General features: G+C 72.7%; 18 protein-coding genes. 10 read left to right on the top strand and 8 right to left on the bottom strand.

The genetic code is table 11. From position 1 onward, the window contains the following. Positions 1–13: 13 nt before the first annotated feature. The 3 genes from ACIBMZ_RS25440 to ACIBMZ_RS25430 are packed head-to-tail and all read right to left on the bottom strand — an operon-like array spanning position 14 to position 2,429. On the bottom strand, positions 14–715 hold the full coding sequence (locus tag ACIBMZ_RS25440) for a hypothetical protein (protein WP_396697911.1): 702 nt from the start codon (positions 713–715) through the stop codon (positions 14–16). Beyond that, entirely contained in the window at positions 712–1,503 is a 792-nt protein-coding gene (locus ACIBMZ_RS25435) for an ABC transporter permease (RefSeq protein WP_396697909.1), read from the bottom strand. The genes ACIBMZ_RS25440 and ACIBMZ_RS25435 overlap by 4 nt, the downstream gene beginning before the upstream one ends. Next, entirely contained in the window at positions 1,500–2,429 is a 930-nt protein-coding gene (locus ACIBMZ_RS25430) for an ABC transporter ATP-binding protein (RefSeq protein WP_396697907.1), read from the bottom strand. The genes ACIBMZ_RS25435 and ACIBMZ_RS25430 overlap by 4 nt, the downstream gene beginning before the upstream one ends. Before the next feature lie 133 nt (positions 2,430–2,562). On the opposite strand from ACIBMZ_RS25430, the gene ACIBMZ_RS25425 reads away from it, so the two are divergent. The 3 genes from ACIBMZ_RS25425 to ACIBMZ_RS25415 all read left to right on the top strand — a co-directional run bounded on the left by ACIBMZ_RS25425 (position 2,563) and on the right by ACIBMZ_RS25415 (position 5,151). Beyond that, the gene (locus ACIBMZ_RS25425) at positions 2,563–3,801 is read left to right on the top strand and encodes a sensor histidine kinase (protein ID WP_396697905.1); all 1,239 of its coding nucleotides are present in this window, start codon (positions 2,563–2,565) and stop codon (positions 3,799–3,801) included. Further along, complete coding sequence (locus ACIBMZ_RS25420; protein WP_396697903.1) at positions 3,798–4,493, top strand: response regulator; 696 nt, start codon at positions 3,798–3,800, stop codon at positions 4,491–4,493. The genes ACIBMZ_RS25425 and ACIBMZ_RS25420 overlap by 4 nt, the downstream gene beginning before the upstream one ends. A gap of 127 nt (positions 4,494–4,620) precedes the next feature. Beyond that, positions 4,621–5,151, top strand: a complete 531-nt coding sequence (locus tag ACIBMZ_RS25415; RefSeq protein ID WP_396697901.1) for a hypothetical protein — start codon at positions 4,621–4,623, stop codon at positions 5,149–5,151. A 75-nt stretch (positions 5,152–5,226) separates the two neighbouring features. On the opposite strand, the gene ACIBMZ_RS25410 is transcribed toward ACIBMZ_RS25415, so the two are convergent. Then, positions 5,227–6,015 carry a D-Ala-D-Ala carboxypeptidase family metallohydrolase gene (locus tag ACIBMZ_RS25410; RefSeq protein WP_396697899.1) on the bottom strand — a complete coding sequence of 263 codons (789 nt, stop codon included), beginning with the start codon at positions 6,013–6,015 and terminating at the stop codon, positions 5,227–5,229. Positions 6,016–6,318: 303 nt separating this feature from the next. Here ACIBMZ_RS25410 and ACIBMZ_RS25405 point away from each other — a divergent pair, with 303 nt between their 5' ends. Both ACIBMZ_RS25405 and ACIBMZ_RS25400 read left to right on the top strand, forming a co-directional pair. After that, positions 6,319–6,948, top strand: a complete 630-nt coding sequence (locus ACIBMZ_RS25405; RefSeq protein ID WP_396697897.1) for a DUF6642 family protein — start codon at positions 6,319–6,321, stop codon at positions 6,946–6,948. Positions 6,949–6,967: 19 nt separating this feature from the next. Next, the gene (locus tag ACIBMZ_RS25400) at positions 6,968–7,432 is read left to right on the top strand and encodes a PPOX class F420-dependent oxidoreductase (protein ID WP_396697895.1); all 465 of its coding nucleotides are present in this window, start codon (positions 6,968–6,970) and stop codon (positions 7,430–7,432) included. A 55-nt stretch (positions 7,433–7,487) separates the two neighbouring features. On the opposite strand, the gene ACIBMZ_RS25395 is transcribed toward ACIBMZ_RS25400, so the two are convergent. The 3 genes from ACIBMZ_RS25395 to ACIBMZ_RS25385 all read right to left on the bottom strand — a co-directional run bounded on the left by ACIBMZ_RS25395 (position 7,488) and on the right by ACIBMZ_RS25385 (position 10,978). Then, positions 7,488–8,849, bottom strand: coding sequence for a M28 family peptidase (locus ACIBMZ_RS25395; RefSeq protein ID WP_396697893.1), 1,362 nt, complete (start codon positions 8,847–8,849; stop codon positions 7,488–7,490). Between the two features lie 180 nt (positions 8,850–9,029). Next, the gene (locus ACIBMZ_RS25390) at positions 9,030–9,671 is read right to left on the bottom strand and encodes an NAD(P)-dependent oxidoreductase (RefSeq protein ID WP_396697891.1); all 642 of its coding nucleotides are present in this window, start codon (positions 9,669–9,671) and stop codon (positions 9,030–9,032) included. Positions 9,672–9,745: 74 nt separating this feature from the next. After that, positions 9,746–10,978 (bottom strand): serine hydrolase domain-containing protein, encoded by a 1,233-nt coding sequence (locus ACIBMZ_RS25385; RefSeq protein ID WP_396697889.1) that lies wholly within the window; start codon positions 10,976–10,978, stop codon positions 9,746–9,748. A 74-nt stretch (positions 10,979–11,052) separates the two neighbouring features. Here ACIBMZ_RS25385 and ACIBMZ_RS25380 point away from each other — a divergent pair, with 74 nt between their 5' ends. The 5 genes from ACIBMZ_RS25380 (at position 11,053) to ACIBMZ_RS25360 (ending at position 14,274) form a co-directional block, all read left to right on the top strand. Next, positions 11,053–11,649, top strand: a complete 597-nt coding sequence (locus ACIBMZ_RS25380) for a pentapeptide repeat-containing protein (RefSeq protein ID WP_396697887.1) — start codon at positions 11,053–11,055, stop codon at positions 11,647–11,649. A 131-nt stretch (positions 11,650–11,780) separates the two neighbouring features. Further along, positions 11,781–12,731, top strand: coding sequence for a hypothetical protein (locus tag ACIBMZ_RS25375; RefSeq protein WP_396697885.1), 951 nt, complete (start codon positions 11,781–11,783; stop codon positions 12,729–12,731). 62 nt (positions 12,732–12,793) lie between these two features. Further along, positions 12,794–13,231, top strand: coding sequence for a nitroreductase family deazaflavin-dependent oxidoreductase (locus tag ACIBMZ_RS25370; RefSeq protein WP_396697883.1), 438 nt, complete (start codon positions 12,794–12,796; stop codon positions 13,229–13,231). 104 nt (positions 13,232–13,335) lie between these two features. After that, entirely contained in the window at positions 13,336–13,665 is a 330-nt protein-coding gene (locus ACIBMZ_RS25365) for a hypothetical protein (protein ID WP_396697881.1), read from the top strand. A 327-nt stretch (positions 13,666–13,992) separates the two neighbouring features. After that, entirely contained in the window at positions 13,993–14,274 is a 282-nt protein-coding gene (locus ACIBMZ_RS25360) for an adhesin (RefSeq protein ID WP_396697879.1), read from the top strand. Positions 14,275–14,282: 8 nt separating this feature from the next. On the opposite strand, the gene ACIBMZ_RS25355 is transcribed toward ACIBMZ_RS25360, so the two are convergent. Beyond that, a complete protein-coding gene (locus ACIBMZ_RS25355; RefSeq protein WP_396698039.1) occupies positions 14,283–15,356 on the bottom strand; it encodes a hypothetical protein in 1,074 nt (357 codons plus the stop codon). Positions 15,357–15,419 lie beyond the last annotated feature (63 nt).

The following is a 15,419-nucleotide window of genomic DNA, read 5'->3' as shown; positions in this document are numbered from 1 at the left end:
GGCCCGGACCGGCTCACTCCGGCGGCGCGGCCGACCGGGAGAGCCGCCAGTGCTGTCGCCTGCCCTCGTCCCGGACCACCACGCCGTACCGGGTCAGCTCGGTCCGCAACTCACCGGCCTCGTCGCCCCGGTCGTCGTCCAGGGCCCGCTGCCGGGCCTTCAGCAGCGCGTCCGCGCCCGGCGGCAACCCGGGCAGCTCGGGCACCCAGAGCCGGTACGCGGCCCGGTGCGGGTCATCGTCCGCCCAGGGCCAGCCGTGTTCCCGGAACGCCCCGGCCAGGTCGGCGGCGGGAAGGTCGGAGCGCCGCCGGAGGAGTTCCTCGTCGTCCGGGCCGAGCAGCACCAGTTCCTTGCCGTCCAGGTGGGCCATCCGGACGTCGCGCCGTGCGAACTCCCGCTCCTTGCCGCCGTGCCGCACGCGTACCCGGTCCACGGCCACCTCGACGGCGACCCGATCGGCGGCTGCGACGGCACCGAACACCAGCCCGGCCAGGACGCCGACCGCCGCCCCGGCCGCCAGTGCCTGCTGGTCGGGCATGCCGTCGAGCAGGCGGAACAGCCCTTGCGCGGGGGCCCAGGACAGGCTGGCGATCCAGCCCGCCCCGGCCGCCAGCCCCGCCCCTGCGGCACCACCGGCCAGCGGGAACCCGACCCAGAGCAGCAGCGTCTCCAGGCGACCCCCGCTGACCACGGTCGGCGTGCCGTACGCCGTCACGCCACCTCCCGACGCATCGTCCGCACCAACCCGACGGCCAGCGGCACGGCCAGCCACACCAGCAGCGAGACCGCCAGCCGGGCCCACTGCCCGGCGGTCACCTCGTTGGTGAACAGCGGGCCCATGGTGCGCCCGGTGTCCAACCACTCGGCGCTGCGGTTCAGCGGCCGGATCAACCCGCCGAGGATCATCCAGACGTTCGGCAGCACCAGGTAGGAGACGATGGCCAGCGGCGTGTGCAGGAACAGCAGGCCGAACGCGGCACCCATCAGCACGGTGGACACCAGGAACACGACGGCGTGCAGGATCAGCGCCCCCTCGATCCGCCAGGTCCCGGCACCGCCGGTGGCGTTCGCGATCAAGTTCGCCACGGCGGACACGGCGAGGCTGACCAGCACCGACGCCAGGGCGGCCAGCACCACCGCGACGAGCTTGGCGGTGATCACCCGGGCCCGGCGGGGCACCAGGGCGAAGGTGGTCAACGCGGTCCGCTGCGACCATTCGCTGGTGATCGACAGGATGCCCAGCACCGGCAGCAGCAGCCCGATCGGCAGCAGCGACGGGATGAAGAAGTCGACGAAGGTCTGCTCGGCGTCCTCGGCGTACACCAGTTGGATGCCGGCGATCAGGGCGGCGACCAGCGCGATGGTGATCAACAGCCAACGACCGGCCCGGGTGTCGACGAGCTTGCGCAGCTCCACCCGGGTCAGCCGGGCCAGGGACGGTGCCCGTTCGGCCGCCCGGCTGACCGGCCGGAGTGCCTCGGGGGCGGCGGTGGTGGTGGTCATCGGACGGACTCCCTGATCGGCTCGGTGGCGCTGGTCGTGGCGCTCGGTGCGGCGCCGGTCGCGGTGAGGGTGAGGAAGAGCTGCTCCAGGCCACCGCTCCCGGCGGGCCGCAGCTCGGTGAGGGCGACGCCGGCCACCAGCGCGGCCTCGCCGACCACGTCGGCGTCGGCGCGGACCACCAGCCCGTCGGTGCTCTCGCTGACCGGCAGGCCGGCGCGCTCCAGCGCGGCCCGCAGCGCGATCCGGTCGCGGGAGCGCACCAGCGTGCCGCCGTCGGCCAGCAACTCCTGCTTGTCGCCCTGCGCCACGATCCGGCCGCCCCCGATCACCACCAGCCGGTCCGCGACCGCCTCGACCTCGCGCAGCAGGTGGGAGGAGAGCAGCACGGTGCCGCCCCGGTCGGCGAAGTCGCGCAGCAGGCCGCGCATCCAGAAGATGCCCTCCGGGTCGAGGCCGTTGGCCGGCTCGTCCAGGACCAGCACCCGGGGGTCGCCCAGCAGCGCGTGCGCCAGGCCGAGCCGCTGACGCATCCCCAGCGAGTACGCGCCCACCCGCCGCCGGGCCGCGACCTCGCCCAGGCCCACCCGGTCGAGCACCTGGCCCACGGCGTGACGGTCCACGCCCATCGTCGCCGCCGCCACCGCCAACGCCTCCCGGCCGCTGCGCCCGACGTGCTGGGCGGAGGCGTCCAGCAGGACACCGACGACGCGACCCGGGTTGGGCAGCCGGTGGTAGGGGTGTCCGGCGACGGTGGCGGTGCCGGAGGTCGGTGTGCTCAGCCCGCAGAGCATCCGCATCGTGGTCGACTTGCCGGCCCCGTTGGGCCCGAGGAAGCCGGTGACCGTGCCCGGTTCGCAGCGGAACGACACGTCCTCGACGGCGGTGTGCCGTCCGTACCGTTTGGTGAGCTGGTCTACGACAATCATGCCGATCAGGCTGCCGAGGTCACCCGGCTGTCCGCAGCGGCCGCCGGTCGGCACCGGCTAGACCAAGGTCGACCCCTGAGGGCCGACTTTGGTAGCTGGTCCGAGCCCTCGGCGACTGCCTACCATTACGGCTGTGACCAGCCCTGCCGTCCCCGAGCACCCGTGGTTGTTGCCCGGGGCGCTCGGCGCGACCGACCGCCGCCCCCGGCGCACCATGCGGGACTGGCTGATCGACAGCACCTGCTTCCTGGTCTCGCTCGGCTGGGTGGTGCTGGCCACCGTCGACGCCGCCTCGCCGACCCCGACCTTCGCCGAGCGGCTGCCGTACTCCTGGATGATCGTCGCGGACGCGGTCCTCGGGCTCGCCTGCACGGTGGCGCTGTGGCTCCGCCGCCGCTGGCCGCTCGGGCTGGTGCTGGTGACGTTGCCGCTGACCATGGTCTCGATCACCTCCATCGCCGCGTTGCTGATCATCTATTTCACCGTGGTGCTGCACCGGCGGACCGCGGTGGCGCTGGCGGTCACCTCGGCCGGGCTGGTCTGCAACATGTTCTTCGCCCTGTTCCGACCCGACCCGCACAGCAGCTACTGGCTCGCCACCATCTGGGGCCTGGTGATCACCCTGCTGGTGATGGCCTGGGCGATGTTCGTGCGGGCGCGTCGGCAACTGGTGGTGTCGCTGCGGGAACGCGCCGAACGGGCGGAGGCCGAGCAGCAGCTCCGGGTGGCCCAGGCCCAGCAGGTGGAGCGCACCCGCATCGCCCGCGAGATGCACGACGTGCTGGCCCACCGGATCTCCCTGCTCAGCCTGCACGCCGGAGCGTTGGAGTTCCGGCCCGACGCCACCCCGGAGGAGGTCTCCCGGGCCGCCGGGGTGATCCGAGGCAGCGCGCACGCCGCCCTGCAGGATCTGCGTGAGGTGATCGGCGTGCTGCGGGCCGACACCTCGCTCACCGCCGAGCCGGAACGTCCGCAGCCCACCCTCGACGACCTGCCCGCGCTCGTCGCCGAGTCCCGGGCCGCCGGCATTCGGGTGGACCTGTGGGACCGGGTCAGCGACCCGGAGCGGCTGCCCGCCGGGCTGGGGCGCAGCGTCTACCGGATCGTGCAGGAGGGGCTGACCAACGCCCGCAAGCACGCCGAGGGTGCGGCCGTCACGGTCGGGCTCAGCGGGGCGCCCGGTGACGGGCTGGCCGTGGAGATCCGCAACCGGTGGCCGGTGGGCGAGGCCGTGCCGTCGATCCCGGGTACCGGCACCGGGCTGGTCGGGGTCGCCGAACGGGTCACCCTGGCGGGTGGGCGGTTGGAGCACGGTCGTGACGACAGCGGCGACTTCCGGCTCGCGGCCTGGCTGCCCTGGCCGGCGTCGTGACCGAACCGCAGCAGGCACCGCCGGTGACCGATCCGGGTCCGATCCGCGTCCTGATCGTGGACGACGACGCGCTGGTCCGCGCCGGGCTGTCGATGATCCTCGGCGGTGCCCCCGACCTGGAGGTGGTCGGCGAGGCGACCGACGGCGGCGAGGTGGTCCAGGCGGTCGCCACCTGCCGGCCGGACGTGGTGCTGATGGACATCCGGATGCCGAGGGTGGACGGGCTGGCCGCCACCGAGTCGCTGCGGGCGCTGCCCCAGCCGCCGGAGGTGCTCGTGCTGACCACCTTCGACGCCGACGAGCACGTGCTGCGGGCGCTGCGGGCCGGTGCCGGCGGGTTCCTGCTGAAGGACACCCCGCCCGCCGAGATCGTGCAGGCGGTACGTCGGGTGGCGGCCGGGGAGGCGACCCTGTCACCGACGGTCACCCGGACCCTCATCACGCACGTCACGGTGGGTACCGCCACCGATCCCCGACAGGAACGTGCCACCCGACTGCTCGGCGGTCTCACCGACCGGGAACGCGCGGTGGCGATGGCCATCGGCCAGGGGCGGACCAACGCCGAGATCGCCACCGAGCTGTTCATGAGCGTCGCGACCGTCAAGGCGTACGTCTCGCGGCTGCTGACCCGGCTCGGTCTCAACAACCGGGTGCAGGTCGCGCTCCTCGTGCACGACGCCGGGCTGGTCTGATCGGGCCGTCCGGCACTCTCGGTTAACGGCGGGCCGAGGAGGTTTGAACTTTCCCGCTCGCCCGGCCGTATCAATGGGCGAGGTGCGATGCTCAGGCGCATCGCCACCGAACTGCGGGAGGCCTGCCGTGCGAGTTGATGGTCAGTCGACGGATCCCATCGATCAGATCCTGGGCGAGTTGCCGGTCCCGACGCCGTTGACCCCCGAGGATGTCCGCCTGGCGGTACGGGCGGTAGTGGTACACGCGGCGGAGGAATGGCCCACCGGGGCGCTCTGCCGCAACGACGGCGCGAGGTTCCCCTGCCGGCTGCATCGCTGGGGTCGGAAGGTACTGCTCGACCACGGGCTCAACGAACGACAGCTCGATGCGCTCATCCGGCACGGGAATCCGTTCGTCCACGTACCGTTCCCGTTCCTGGTGAACGGGCCGCAACAGGGCCGTCCCCCGGCCGCCCGCCCGGCGGGCGCCGACCGGTCCACCGGTCACCAGATGCGTGCGGGCGCGGCCGGGTATCCGCCGCGGACGAACCCCGCCGGTTACCCGGCGCGGGGCCCGGTGCCGAGGGTGGCCGCACCGGCCGCCCGCGCCGGTGTCCGGACCCCCGGCCGGCCGGTGGCACCCCCCGCCACCGCGCCGCGCTGGCCGCGGGCGAGCTGAGCGGGCTCGCCGGTACGACGCCGGCCCGGGGCGGTACGGGCATCCCCCCGCCCACGCCCGGGCCGGCGTCGCGAATCAGCGGTAGCCGGGTGTGATCCCACAGTCGGGTGCCGCCCAGTACGTGTTGTTCGTGCTCCCGTCGCGGTTGTTCTCGCGGCGTGAGTCCACGTGCACGTGCGAGTTGTGGCCGCTCACGCCGGGGCCGATGATGCCGCTGAAGCCGTGGTTGCGCGCGGCGCGCGCGATCTGGCACAGCGAGTGGTTGTCGGAGACGAGGTCGGCCGCGTTGCCGTAGAGGTGCTGGCTGTTCGAGGCCCCACCCACCTGGCTGTTGCAGGTGCGGCTGCGGAATCCGCTGGTCACCTTCAGTGGCTGGTCGCCGAGGCCCTTGCGCAGCGCCTCCAGCTTCCACATCGTGCGCAGGGCGTTCTGCCGGGTCTGCGCGGTGGTCAGCGGACCACCGGTCCAGCCGCCCCGGCCACAGCCGTCGTCCATCTCGTTCCAGGTGAAGTGGCGCGGGGTGCAGTCGTTGTCCTGGATCTGGTACAGCTTCGCGAATGTCTGCGGCCCGGCCACCCCGTCGGAGCGCAGGCCGTACGCGGACTGGAAACGGCGTACCGCGGCAGCGGTCTTCGGGCCGTACTGGCCGTCGAGTTCCACCACGTTGTTGTTGCCCGCCCAACCGGCGATCCGCAGTTGCAGCTCGCGGACGTCGCCGCCCGAGCTGCCCCGGGACAGGGTGCGGTTCCAGGTGTAGCAGCCGTCGGCGTGGGCCGGCGGCGCGGCGACCGCCGAGGCGATCGCGGCACCCGGCACGGCCAGAGCGAGGGCGAGGACAGCCCGCTTCATCAGATGTGCGCGCACAGAGAGTCCTCCTGCTAGGAGAGCGAATGGGGTGGCATTCCGGGACGTGGATCGCCGTCCCGTGAATCCACACTCGCACCTCGACAGCCGGTTGGTGACGGTTAACGCGAATTCCTCTCGGGATGATGCGTACTTGCCGGTTGACCCGGAATTAATCCGATTCCGGGAAACGGGCATTCACGTCGGCCACGCCGCAAAGCCGCCGTCCCGGTACGGAAAGTCGCAGCGGACCGCAGGACGGGTGATGTCGCCGGGCCGAGGTGGCCCGGTAACCTCAGCGCGGGCGACGACGGGGAGGCGGGCGTGGCACGCGGAGGCATCTTCTGCGTCGAGGGCCAGTGGCACCGGGACCTCAACGAGCGGGGATCCGTGCTGCCCACCCTCGAACTGCTCGAACGGCTGGGCAAGGTCCGCTTCATCCACAAGGACGCGGCCACCCGGGACGAGCTGTTCTACTTCGTCGACCGTTGGCTGCTCAAGCAGTACGCCGACCACCGGCTGGGCTTCTTCGCGATGCACGGCGAGCCGAACCGGCTGTGCCTGACCGACTGGCAGTCGGTCGAGCTGACCGAGGTGATGGAGCTGATGGCCGGGCGCTGCGAGGGCCGCCGGCTCTACTTCGGCAGTTGTTCGGTGCTGCGCGCCCCCGAATCCGTGCTGCGGGAGTTCCTCGAGGTGACCGGCGCGGCGTTGATCTGCGGGTTCACCCGCGAGGTCGACTGGGTCGAGTCGGCGGCGTTCGAGACCGTCCTGCTCGACGTGCTGGCCAACGGCCGACGGCACAACGCCGCCGAGCTGCGGATGGGCTCGGCACACTGGGCGCCGCTCGCGTCGTACCTGGGCTTCCGGGTGATCTACGCCAACGGCCGCGCCTGGCGGCCCTCGGTCCGTACCCGGGTGCCCCGACAGCCGTCCCCGGGCCGGATCGGCTGACGGCTGGTACAAACGAACGATGCCACGCACGATCGCTCGCAACACCCGCGTCGACCGCGACGACCTGCTCGACTTCGTCCGCCCCCGGCACCGGGTGGTGCTGATGACCACCCGCCCCGACGGCCGCCCGCAGTCCTCGCCGGTCAGCGCCGGGGTGGACGCCGCCGGCCGATTGGTGATCTCCACCTATCCGGAACGCGCGAAGGTCGCCAACATCCGCCGCGACCCCCGGGTCTCGGCGTGCGTGCTCTCCGACGACTGGAACGGACCGTGGGTGCAGCTCGACGGCACCGCCGAGGTCCTCGACCTGCCCGACGCGCTGGAGCCGCTGGTGGAGTACTTCCGCAGCATCTCCGGGGAGCACCCGGACTGGGACGAGTACCGGGAGGCGATGGTGCGGCAGGGCAAGTCGCTGATCCGGGTGACCATCACCTCGTGGGGGCCGATCGCCACCGGCGGCTTCCCGGCCCGTCTGGCCGACTGACGCCGACGGGCGGGGTACGGCTCCCGCCGCGCCCCGCCCGCCCCGGTGGTGGGTGTCAGTGTCCGGCCGTCGCGTACGTCGCGCAGCCGATCAGCTCCATTGACACCTGCAACCGCTCCAGGCTGATGTTCTTGGCGATGGTGTCCTCCGGGCTGTGGTACGGCGGCTCCAGCAGCGCCGGAGACTCCTCACCCCGCCAGGAGAAGTTCGCGCTGGCGATGCCGACCTCCTGGAACGACTGGTGGTCGCTGGCGCCGCGCTGGGTGACCGGGGAGATCTGCGGCTGGTAGCCGAGCCGCAGTGCCGCGGCGGAGACCTCGTCGGTGGCCCGGTTGGCCTCGCCGGTGAAGGAGAGCAACCAGTAGCGCGTTGCCGGGTCCCAGCTCGTGGCGACCATGTCGTTCTGGTAGACGGCGAGGATGCGGTCCCGCTCCACCTGCGGCAGCTCCCGCACGTAGTAGCGCGACCCGATCAGGCCCTGCTCCTCCGAGCCCCAGAGGCCGAACCGGACGGTGGCGTTGATCGGGATCGCCTTGAGCACCCGGGCCAGCTCCAGGCAGAGCACGGTGCCGGAGCCGTCGTCGTTGGCCCCCGGCGCGCCGATCACCGAGTCGTAGTGCGCGCTGACCATGACCACCGGGCCGTTGGCCCCGGACCGTCCACGCCGTTCGGCCAGCACGTTGTACGAGGTCAGGCCGCGATGCGCGGTGGTGGCGATGGTGAGGGTGAGCGGTCCCGAGGCAAGCAGCGCCCGCAGCCGGTGCTTCTGTGCCTGGGCGACGCCGACCACCGGGATGCCCAGCGGCGCGGCGGCGGAGCCGGGCAGGGTGGGCGAGAACGCCGACGCCCGGCGCGGCTCGACCAGGTCGGCCGGGAGGAAGACCACACCGGCCGCACCGGCTGCCACCGCCCGGGCCGCCACCGCCTCGCGCTGGGCGGCGACGTAGTCCACCAGCACGATCCTGCCCGCGACGTCGGCGGTGAAGTCGGCCGCCGTACCGGCCCGCACGTCGATGACCGCGGCGGTGACCGAGGTGTCCAACGCGGCGTGGGCACTGGCCCCGACCTGCCAGTTCAGGTCGGTGGGCAGGCCGGCGGGGGAGCTGAGCTGGGCGAGGAACTTGTCGGCCACCGGGAACGGTTGCAGCGTGGTGTCGTACCGCAGCTTGTCGAACTGGCCCGCCAGGTAGTTCGCGGCCCGGCGCTCGGACTCGGTGCCGCCGATGCGCGGGCCGATGTCCTCGGAGAGGACCTTCAGGTGCTCCAGCGCCCGGCGGGGAGAGAGCTGGGCGATGACCTTGCGGTCCTGGGGGGTGAGCTTGGGCGGGCGGTGCGCGCCCGGCCGCGTGTCGTCGGCGGCCCAGGCCGGTGCCGGGAGCGCCACGGTGGCGGCGCCACCGAGCGCGACGGTCAGCATGCGCCGACGGTTGAACACAGTGGAGCGGGACGATTCGTGTGAGGGTGTCACGGCGTCGTCGAGGGATGACAAGAGCAAGCCTCCTGATTCGAGGTACGGACCCGGGAGTCAGGGGTGAACACCCCGGGTCACTGCGGCTCGAATCTAACCCGCTAGCTGCTCGTTCTCAAGATCGAGGAATTAGTACGCGGCAGTGAAACGCATATTCCGGAAACGTGGGCTTTCGATTTCGTCGACCACCGCGACCGCCAGATCCTCGTAGCTGAGCGCGCTGCGGCCATCGTCGTCGGTCACTGGCTGGTCGGTCCCGGTGCGGTAGTGGCCGGTGCGCTCGCCGGGATGGAACTCCAACGGCGGCGGGGACAGGTAGGTCCAGGTGACCCCGTCGGCGGCGGACCGGTAGACGTCCAGCGCGTCGGCCTGGCCGAGCGCGGCCTCCCGGTACTCGGCGGGGAAGTCCGGCTCGTCGAGCAACCGGCGTCCGCTCGGCGTGAGCAGGGTGGACCCGCCACCGACGTGGATCACCCGGGGTGCGGCCGGCATCCCGCTCAGCACGTCGAGCAGAGTCCTCGCCGCATCGGGCCACAGCGTACGGTCACCGCCGCCGATCGCCACCACCAGCGCGTCCGCGTCCGGCGCCACCTCCCGTACGCTGCGCTCGCTGGTGGCGTCGCCGGTGACCACCCGGACGCCCGGCGGCAGGTACGAGACGGCCTCCGGTCGGCGTACCGCGGCCACCACCCGGTGTCCCCGCTCGAACGCCTCGACGACGATCCGCGAACCCGCGGTGCCGCCCGCCCCGAACACGACGATGTTGCTCACCACCCCAGGCTATGGACCCGCCCCGGCGCACGTCGGCAGAACGGCGATCCTTCCGCCAGCGGTGCGACCGTCCCTCAGTCCAGCAGTGCGGAGTAGACGAGCTGCCGGAGCTGCGCGCGCAACGGCCAGGTGCTCGACGGCATGAGCTGGGTGAAGAGCAGGGCGGTGAGCTGCTCCGACGGGTCGACCCAGAACGCGGTGCTGGCCACCCCGCCCCAGTAGTACTCGCCGACGCTGCTCGGCAGCCGACTCGGCACCGGGTCGTCGACCACCGCGAAGCCGAGGCCGAACCCGATGCCGTCCAGCGTGGTCTCGGCGAACCCGCCGGTGGACAGCGTGCCCAGGTCCGCGCCGCCGGGCAGGTGGTTGCGGGTCATCAGGCGCACCGTACGCGGGCCGAGCAGGCGTACCCCGTCGAGTTCGCCGCCGCGCAGCAGCATCTGGGTGAACCGGTGGTAGTCGGCGGCCGACGAGATCAGACCACCGCCGCCGGAGAGCAGCGCCGGCTTCGCGTACGCCAGGTCGCCGAGCCGGTCGTGGCGGACCGCCCGACCGGTTGCCGGGTCCGGCACGTAGAGCGCGGCCAGCCGCTCGGCGTCGGCCCCCGTCACGTGCCAGCGGGTGTCGGTCATGCCCAGCGGACGCAGGACCCGCTCGTGCAGGAAGGTGTCCAGGCTCTGCCCGGAGACCACCTCGACCAGTCGGCCGAGCACGTCGGTGGCGACCGAGTAGCCCCAGGCGGTGCCGGGCTGGAACAGCAGCGGCAGCTCACCGAAGACCGTGCAGGCCTGCGCCAGGTCCACGTCCGACGGCGGGTACAGGTCGTACCCGGCGGCCCGGTAGAGGCCGTCGACCACCGAGGTCTGCATGAAGCCGTAGGTGAGCCCGGAGGTGTGGGTGAGCAGGTGCCAGACCCGGATCGGCTCGATCGCCGGCACGGTGTACGGCTTCAGCGTCGAACCCTTCGAATAGACCCGCATGTCGGCGAACTCGGGCAGCCAGCGCCCGATCTCGTCGGTCAGTTCGAAGCGGCCCTCCTCCCAGAGCAGCATCGCCGCCACCGAGGTGATCGGCTTGCTCATCGAGTAGATCCGCCAGAGCGTGTCCGCCTCGACCGGCGTACCGGCCTCCCGGTCCCGCAGCCCGTACGTCGTGCTGTGCGCGATCTCGCCGCGCCGGGCGACGAGGACCTGGAACCCGGCGAGCCGACCGTCGTCGACGTACCGGCCGAAGTGCGCGTCGATCCGGGCCAGCCGGGCCGGGTCGAGACCGACCTCGGCCGGCTCGATGCGGGGTAGCGTGCTCATCCGATCGAACCTACCGGCCGGTACGGGTGCCGGGAAACGGAAGGTTGTCGGTGTCACTGGTTACGCTCCGCCTCATGCCGGAGCCGATCGAGGGCGTCACCTTCCACGACGAGGACTGGTACGCCGAGGAGCTGATCGACCGGCACTACGTCGGGTGCACCTTCCACCGGGTCGACCTGACCGAGGCCACCAGCCGGGGTGCCGTCTTCGACGCCTGCACCTTCGGCGACGTGCTGTTCAACGTCTCCCGGCACGTCGACTCGGCCTTCACCCGGTGCGTGTTCACCCGCTGCAACCTGTTCGAGGCGGAGTTCACCGGCTGCAAGCTGGTCGGCAGCAGCTTCGACCGGTGCGACCTGCGTCCGCTGACCGTCGACGGCGGCGACTGGTCGTTCGTCACGCTCGCCGGTGCCGACCTGCGCGGCGCGCGCCTCACCGGCGTACGCATGCGGGAGACCGACCTGTCCGGCGCCGATCTGACCGGGGCGACCGTGAGCGGCGGCGACCTGTCCGACGTGCAGTGGCGTGGGGCCCGGCTGTCCGGTGCGGACCTGCGCGGCAGTGACCTCTCCGGGCTGGATCCGACCGCGGTGCAGCGCTCCGGCGCGATCGTCGACGCGGTGCAGGCCGTCACGATGGTCCGTGCCCTCGGTTTCCAGGTCCTCGGCTGAGTCGTCCGGGCGACGAACCGGACACGACACCCGCACTAGCGCGACGGGTGTCGGTGATGCGAATGTGAGACGGCCCCGCGTCCGGGTCGAGCGTGCCGGCGCGGATCCGGTCCGGCAGAAGTGGAGAGTCGGTGGCGGAGGAGAAGCCCGCGCGGCCGGTCGAGCCGGTGTCGCGCCGCACCCGGTCGGACCGCCGCCGCGCGGAATCGACCCGGTCCGCGCCATCGCCGGTCGAGGGGACGACCCGGGCCGCCGCCCGCAGGCTCGTCCGTGCCCGCCGACGTCGGCGTACCACGGTGGAGGCCGTCGCCGCCCTCGCCGGCCTGCTGGCCCTCGTCGGCTACGTCAACTGGTGGTCGGAGCCGGCCCCGGACGACCAGCCGGACCCGGACGGCCTGCCGGCGGTGGTCGGGCGTCCGGCGCTGCCCAGCGGCAGCGCCACCGCCGAGGCTGTGCCGGGTCTGCGGCCGAGGGAACGCAGCCCGAGCCCCTCGCCGAGTGCCACCGTGGCGCCCACGCCCACCCCGTCGGCCCCGTCACCGACGCTCACGGTCAGCCGGTCCGACATCCCCGCGACAGTGGACCTGACCGAGGCGGGCGTCCGCGACTGGCTGCACTGGGGCCTGGCCGGTGCCACCAGCCCGGTCCGCAAGCGCGGCGGCTCCGCCGACCTGCGGGACCTGGGCGGCCGGGGCGACCGGCGGACCTGGGACGGCAACCAGGAACTGTTCCGGTGGCGCGACGGCGCGCCGGTGGACTCGGCCGGCGACGTCGCGGACGGGGTCTACACCTGCGGTGCCGGCAACGGCTTCCGGCTCGCCGTGGTGTCCGACGGCCGGCCGCGTACCGCCACCGTCTATCTCGGCGTCTGGATGGCCCGGGGTCGCCTCGACGTGCGGGTGGGTGACGGCGGACAACGCCGGACGCTGCACCTGGAGGAGCGACACACCAGCCTCTCCTCGGGCGTGGCGGTCCGGTTCCAGGCGCCGCAGGGCACCCGCGTCCTGCTCACCTGGACGGTGGAGGAGGCGTTCACGCCGCACTGCGGCAACGTCGGTCTCCAGGCCGCCACCCTGCGCTGACCTGCCGGCGGCCCGGTTCTTCGGTAGCGTGGTCGGTGACCGATCATGATCGAGGAGGACCGATGACCACGGGCGAGCAGGTAGTGGACAGCCCCACCGACTGGGTGGCCGACCACATCGACCGGTACGTCGAGACCGACGGTGCCGAGGGGCACGAGTGGCAGCCGGGCGTGTTCACGTTGCTGCTGACCACCAGGGGCCGGCGCAGCGGCGCCCTGCGGCGGACCGCGTTGATCTACGGGCGGGACGGCGACGCGTACGTGGTGGTCGCCTCCCAGGGCGGCGCGCCGAGGCACCCGGCCTGGTATCTGAACCTCCTCGCGGACCCGGAGGCCCAGGTGCAGGTCGCGGCCGAGCGGTTCACCGCGCGGGCCCGCACCGCCACGCCCGAGGAGAAGGAACGGCTGTGGCCGGGGATGGCCGCCATCTGGCCGGCGTACGACGACTACCAGACCAAGACCGACCGGGACATCCCGGTGGTGCTGCTGGAACGCGTCTGACGGCAGCCGTACCCGCCGTCGGGCAGTTTGTCCGTCGGGCCGCCTCCACCGGACCGTACCGTCCTGCTGTCCGAGTTCGACTGTCCTGTGTGGAGGCCAGGCCGATGAGCAGCAGCAGTACCCTCCGTCCGTCCCCGCCCACCGGCGAGCCGGCCGGAACGGCGTTGCGGGAGATCCCGCTGCCGCCGTACGTGACCGCCGAGGATGCCCAGTTCGCCGTCCGCGCCGTCGTGGTGCATGCGCCCCGCCGATGGTCCGGGGGCACGGTCTGCCGCAACGACGCCAGCCCGCACCCGTGTCGTCTGCACCGCTGGGGCACCCGCGTCCTGGCGCTGCGCGGCCTGCGCGACTCCGAGATCGCCGCCCTCATCGAACGCGGCGATCCCACCGCGCCCATCCCCGCGCCCCGGATGCAAGGAAGGGCACCTTCCTAACGCCTGGTGTATAGGAGGGGTCCCCTCCTTACATCAGTAAACCTCGTGGGGTACCCGTTTCCGAGGCTTTCACGCCGGGAGAGTGCATCGACGAACGCCTACTTGACGGATCTCCCGTCAGCGGGCACCGTGGGCAGTGGAGGGGCCTTGAGCTGCCCCGATGCGGCGGTGGGCGACCGTCGCCCGGCGAGCCGCGCCGGGTGTGGTCGGCCTGGGAAGGCCGCCGAATCCGTACCCGGTGCGCGGGCCGACTGCCGGTCCCGCCCACGGACTGGCCGGCAGTGTGCGTCCGGCACCGGGAGTCGAGAACCCACGAGGAGTCCCGCCATGCTCACGATGACCGACAACGCCGTCCTGGTGATCCGTGACCTCGCCAACCAGCAGGACGTGGCCGAGGGCGGTGGGGTACGCATCGCCGCGGACACCACCGCCGGATCGCTCACCGTCGAGCTGGTCGCCGCCCCGGTCGAGGGGGACCAGGTGGTCGACAACCAGGGCGCCCGGATCTTCCTCGACTCCGACGCCGCCGACCTGCTCGGAGACGCGGCGGTCGATGCGACCGTCGACGACGAGGGCGTGATCCAGTTCGGGTTCACCGACAAGCAGTAGCCGTCGGCTCAACCCGCGCGCCGGCTCTCCCCACCACGGGCCCTCGGGGGTGGAACGATCCCCGGGTGCCGGACCCCACCACCGCTGGTGTGTCCCAGCGCGGCCAGCACGTGGGCCAGGTGGTGTGACGTGCTCCAGGCCACCCAGTTGGTCGCCGACCCGGCTCCGGCGACCCGCCGCGCCCGACGCACGATCTCGTGGTCGCCCCAGGAGAAGCCGGCGCCCGTCGCCGGCCAGTGCGGCGCGGACACCAGTTCGCGGCACAGGTCGGCGACCCGCTCGTCGCCGCGCCGGCCCCGACGCGACCACCGGTAGAGCCACCAGACGTCCGCGTCGGTGTAGCGGACGGTCGGCAGCCGGTCCACCGGCTCCCCGCCGGGCGCGGCGGAGCCGACCCCGTAGTCACCGAATCCCACTCCGAGGTCCGCCAGCCGCCGCCAGAGCAGCCAGTCCCAGCGGTCCAGCCGGACCGGCTCGTCGGTGGGCAGCCGTGCCAGTGCCGGCGGCATCCCACCGGCCACCACGCCGACCGAGCGCCAGGCGTGTCGGCGGGCCCAGTCCCAGGCCCGGCGTACCCGGGGTTCGGTGGTGCGGACGTCCGCCGGGCAGCACACGTCAGCGCAGTCGAGAATCAGGTCGCACTGTTCGGGGGCCAGTCGCGCGTACCGCCAGATCCGCTCCAGCGCGGTGGTGGCGGCGTCCGGTCCGGCCCGGTCCAGTCGGATCCGCAGTCGCACCACGGCCCGGCCGCAGTACGCCCGCGCGGTCACGCCGTGTGCCGCGAGCCGCTGCTCACCGTCGGTCAGCCCGATCACCGGCACCAGCGGTACGCCCCAGCGCAGCGGCTCGGCACCGGCCGGGTCGGGCAGGGCGCCGACGTCGACGGCCGGGACCAGCCCCGGCGGGAACCGGCTGACGGCTTCCACGATGGATCTGTCGAGTTCGGACACGTGCAGGATCGGGGCGATCAGTGGGGCGAGGGCGTCGTCGAGGTGGCCGAGCGCGTCCAGTTCCCCCCGCCGTGCGGCGAGGACGGGACGGTAGACCGGTTCCGTCGCCCAGCCCCGGTGGGCGGGCACCATAATTAAATGTAGCCAGGTGATTACCCAGCTCACAGGCCATGCAGCCGGAAATTCGGCGGATCG

It is taken from the genome of Micromonospora sp. NPDC049900 (assembly GCF_044461025.1).
Lineage (GTDB): Bacteria > Actinomycetota > Actinomycetes > Mycobacteriales > Micromonosporaceae > Micromonospora.
The sequence above is the reverse complement of the archived record's forward strand: the minus strand, read 5'-3'. Positions and strand labels throughout refer to the sequence as shown.

Bases quoted from the DNA above. Each gene is read 5' to 3' on its own strand.
- ACIBMZ_RS25370 (WP_396697883.1), top strand. From the start codon at position 12,794: ATGACCACGGGCGAGCAGGTAGTGGACAGCCCCACCGACTGGGTGGCC.
- ACIBMZ_RS25355 (WP_396698039.1), bottom strand. From the start codon at position 15,356: ATGGTGCCCGCCCACCGGGGCTGGGCGACGGAACCGGTCTACCGTCCC.
- ACIBMZ_RS25435 (WP_396697909.1), bottom strand. From the start codon at position 1,503: ATGACCACCACCACCGCCGCCCCCGAGGCACTCCGGCCGGTCAGCCGG.
- ACIBMZ_RS25400 (WP_396697895.1), top strand. From the start codon at position 6,968: ATGCCACGCACGATCGCTCGCAACACCCGCGTCGACCGCGACGACCTG.
- ACIBMZ_RS25360 (WP_396697879.1), top strand. From the start codon at position 13,993: ATGCTCACGATGACCGACAACGCCGTCCTGGTGATCCGTGACCTCGCC.
- ACIBMZ_RS25380 (WP_396697887.1), top strand. From the start codon at position 11,053: ATGCCGGAGCCGATCGAGGGCGTCACCTTCCACGACGAGGACTGGTAC.
- ACIBMZ_RS25385 (WP_396697889.1), bottom strand. From the start codon at position 10,978: ATGAGCACGCTACCCCGCATCGAGCCGGCCGAGGTCGGTCTCGACCCG.
- ACIBMZ_RS25365 (WP_396697881.1), top strand. From the start codon at position 13,336: ATGAGCAGCAGCAGTACCCTCCGTCCGTCCCCGCCCACCGGCGAGCCG.
- ACIBMZ_RS25395 (WP_396697893.1), bottom strand. From the start codon at position 8,849: ATGCTGACCGTCGCGCTCGGTGGCGCCGCCACCGTGGCGCTCCCGGCA.
- ACIBMZ_RS25430 (WP_396697907.1), bottom strand. From the start codon at position 2,429: ATGATTGTCGTAGACCAGCTCACCAAACGGTACGGACGGCACACCGCC.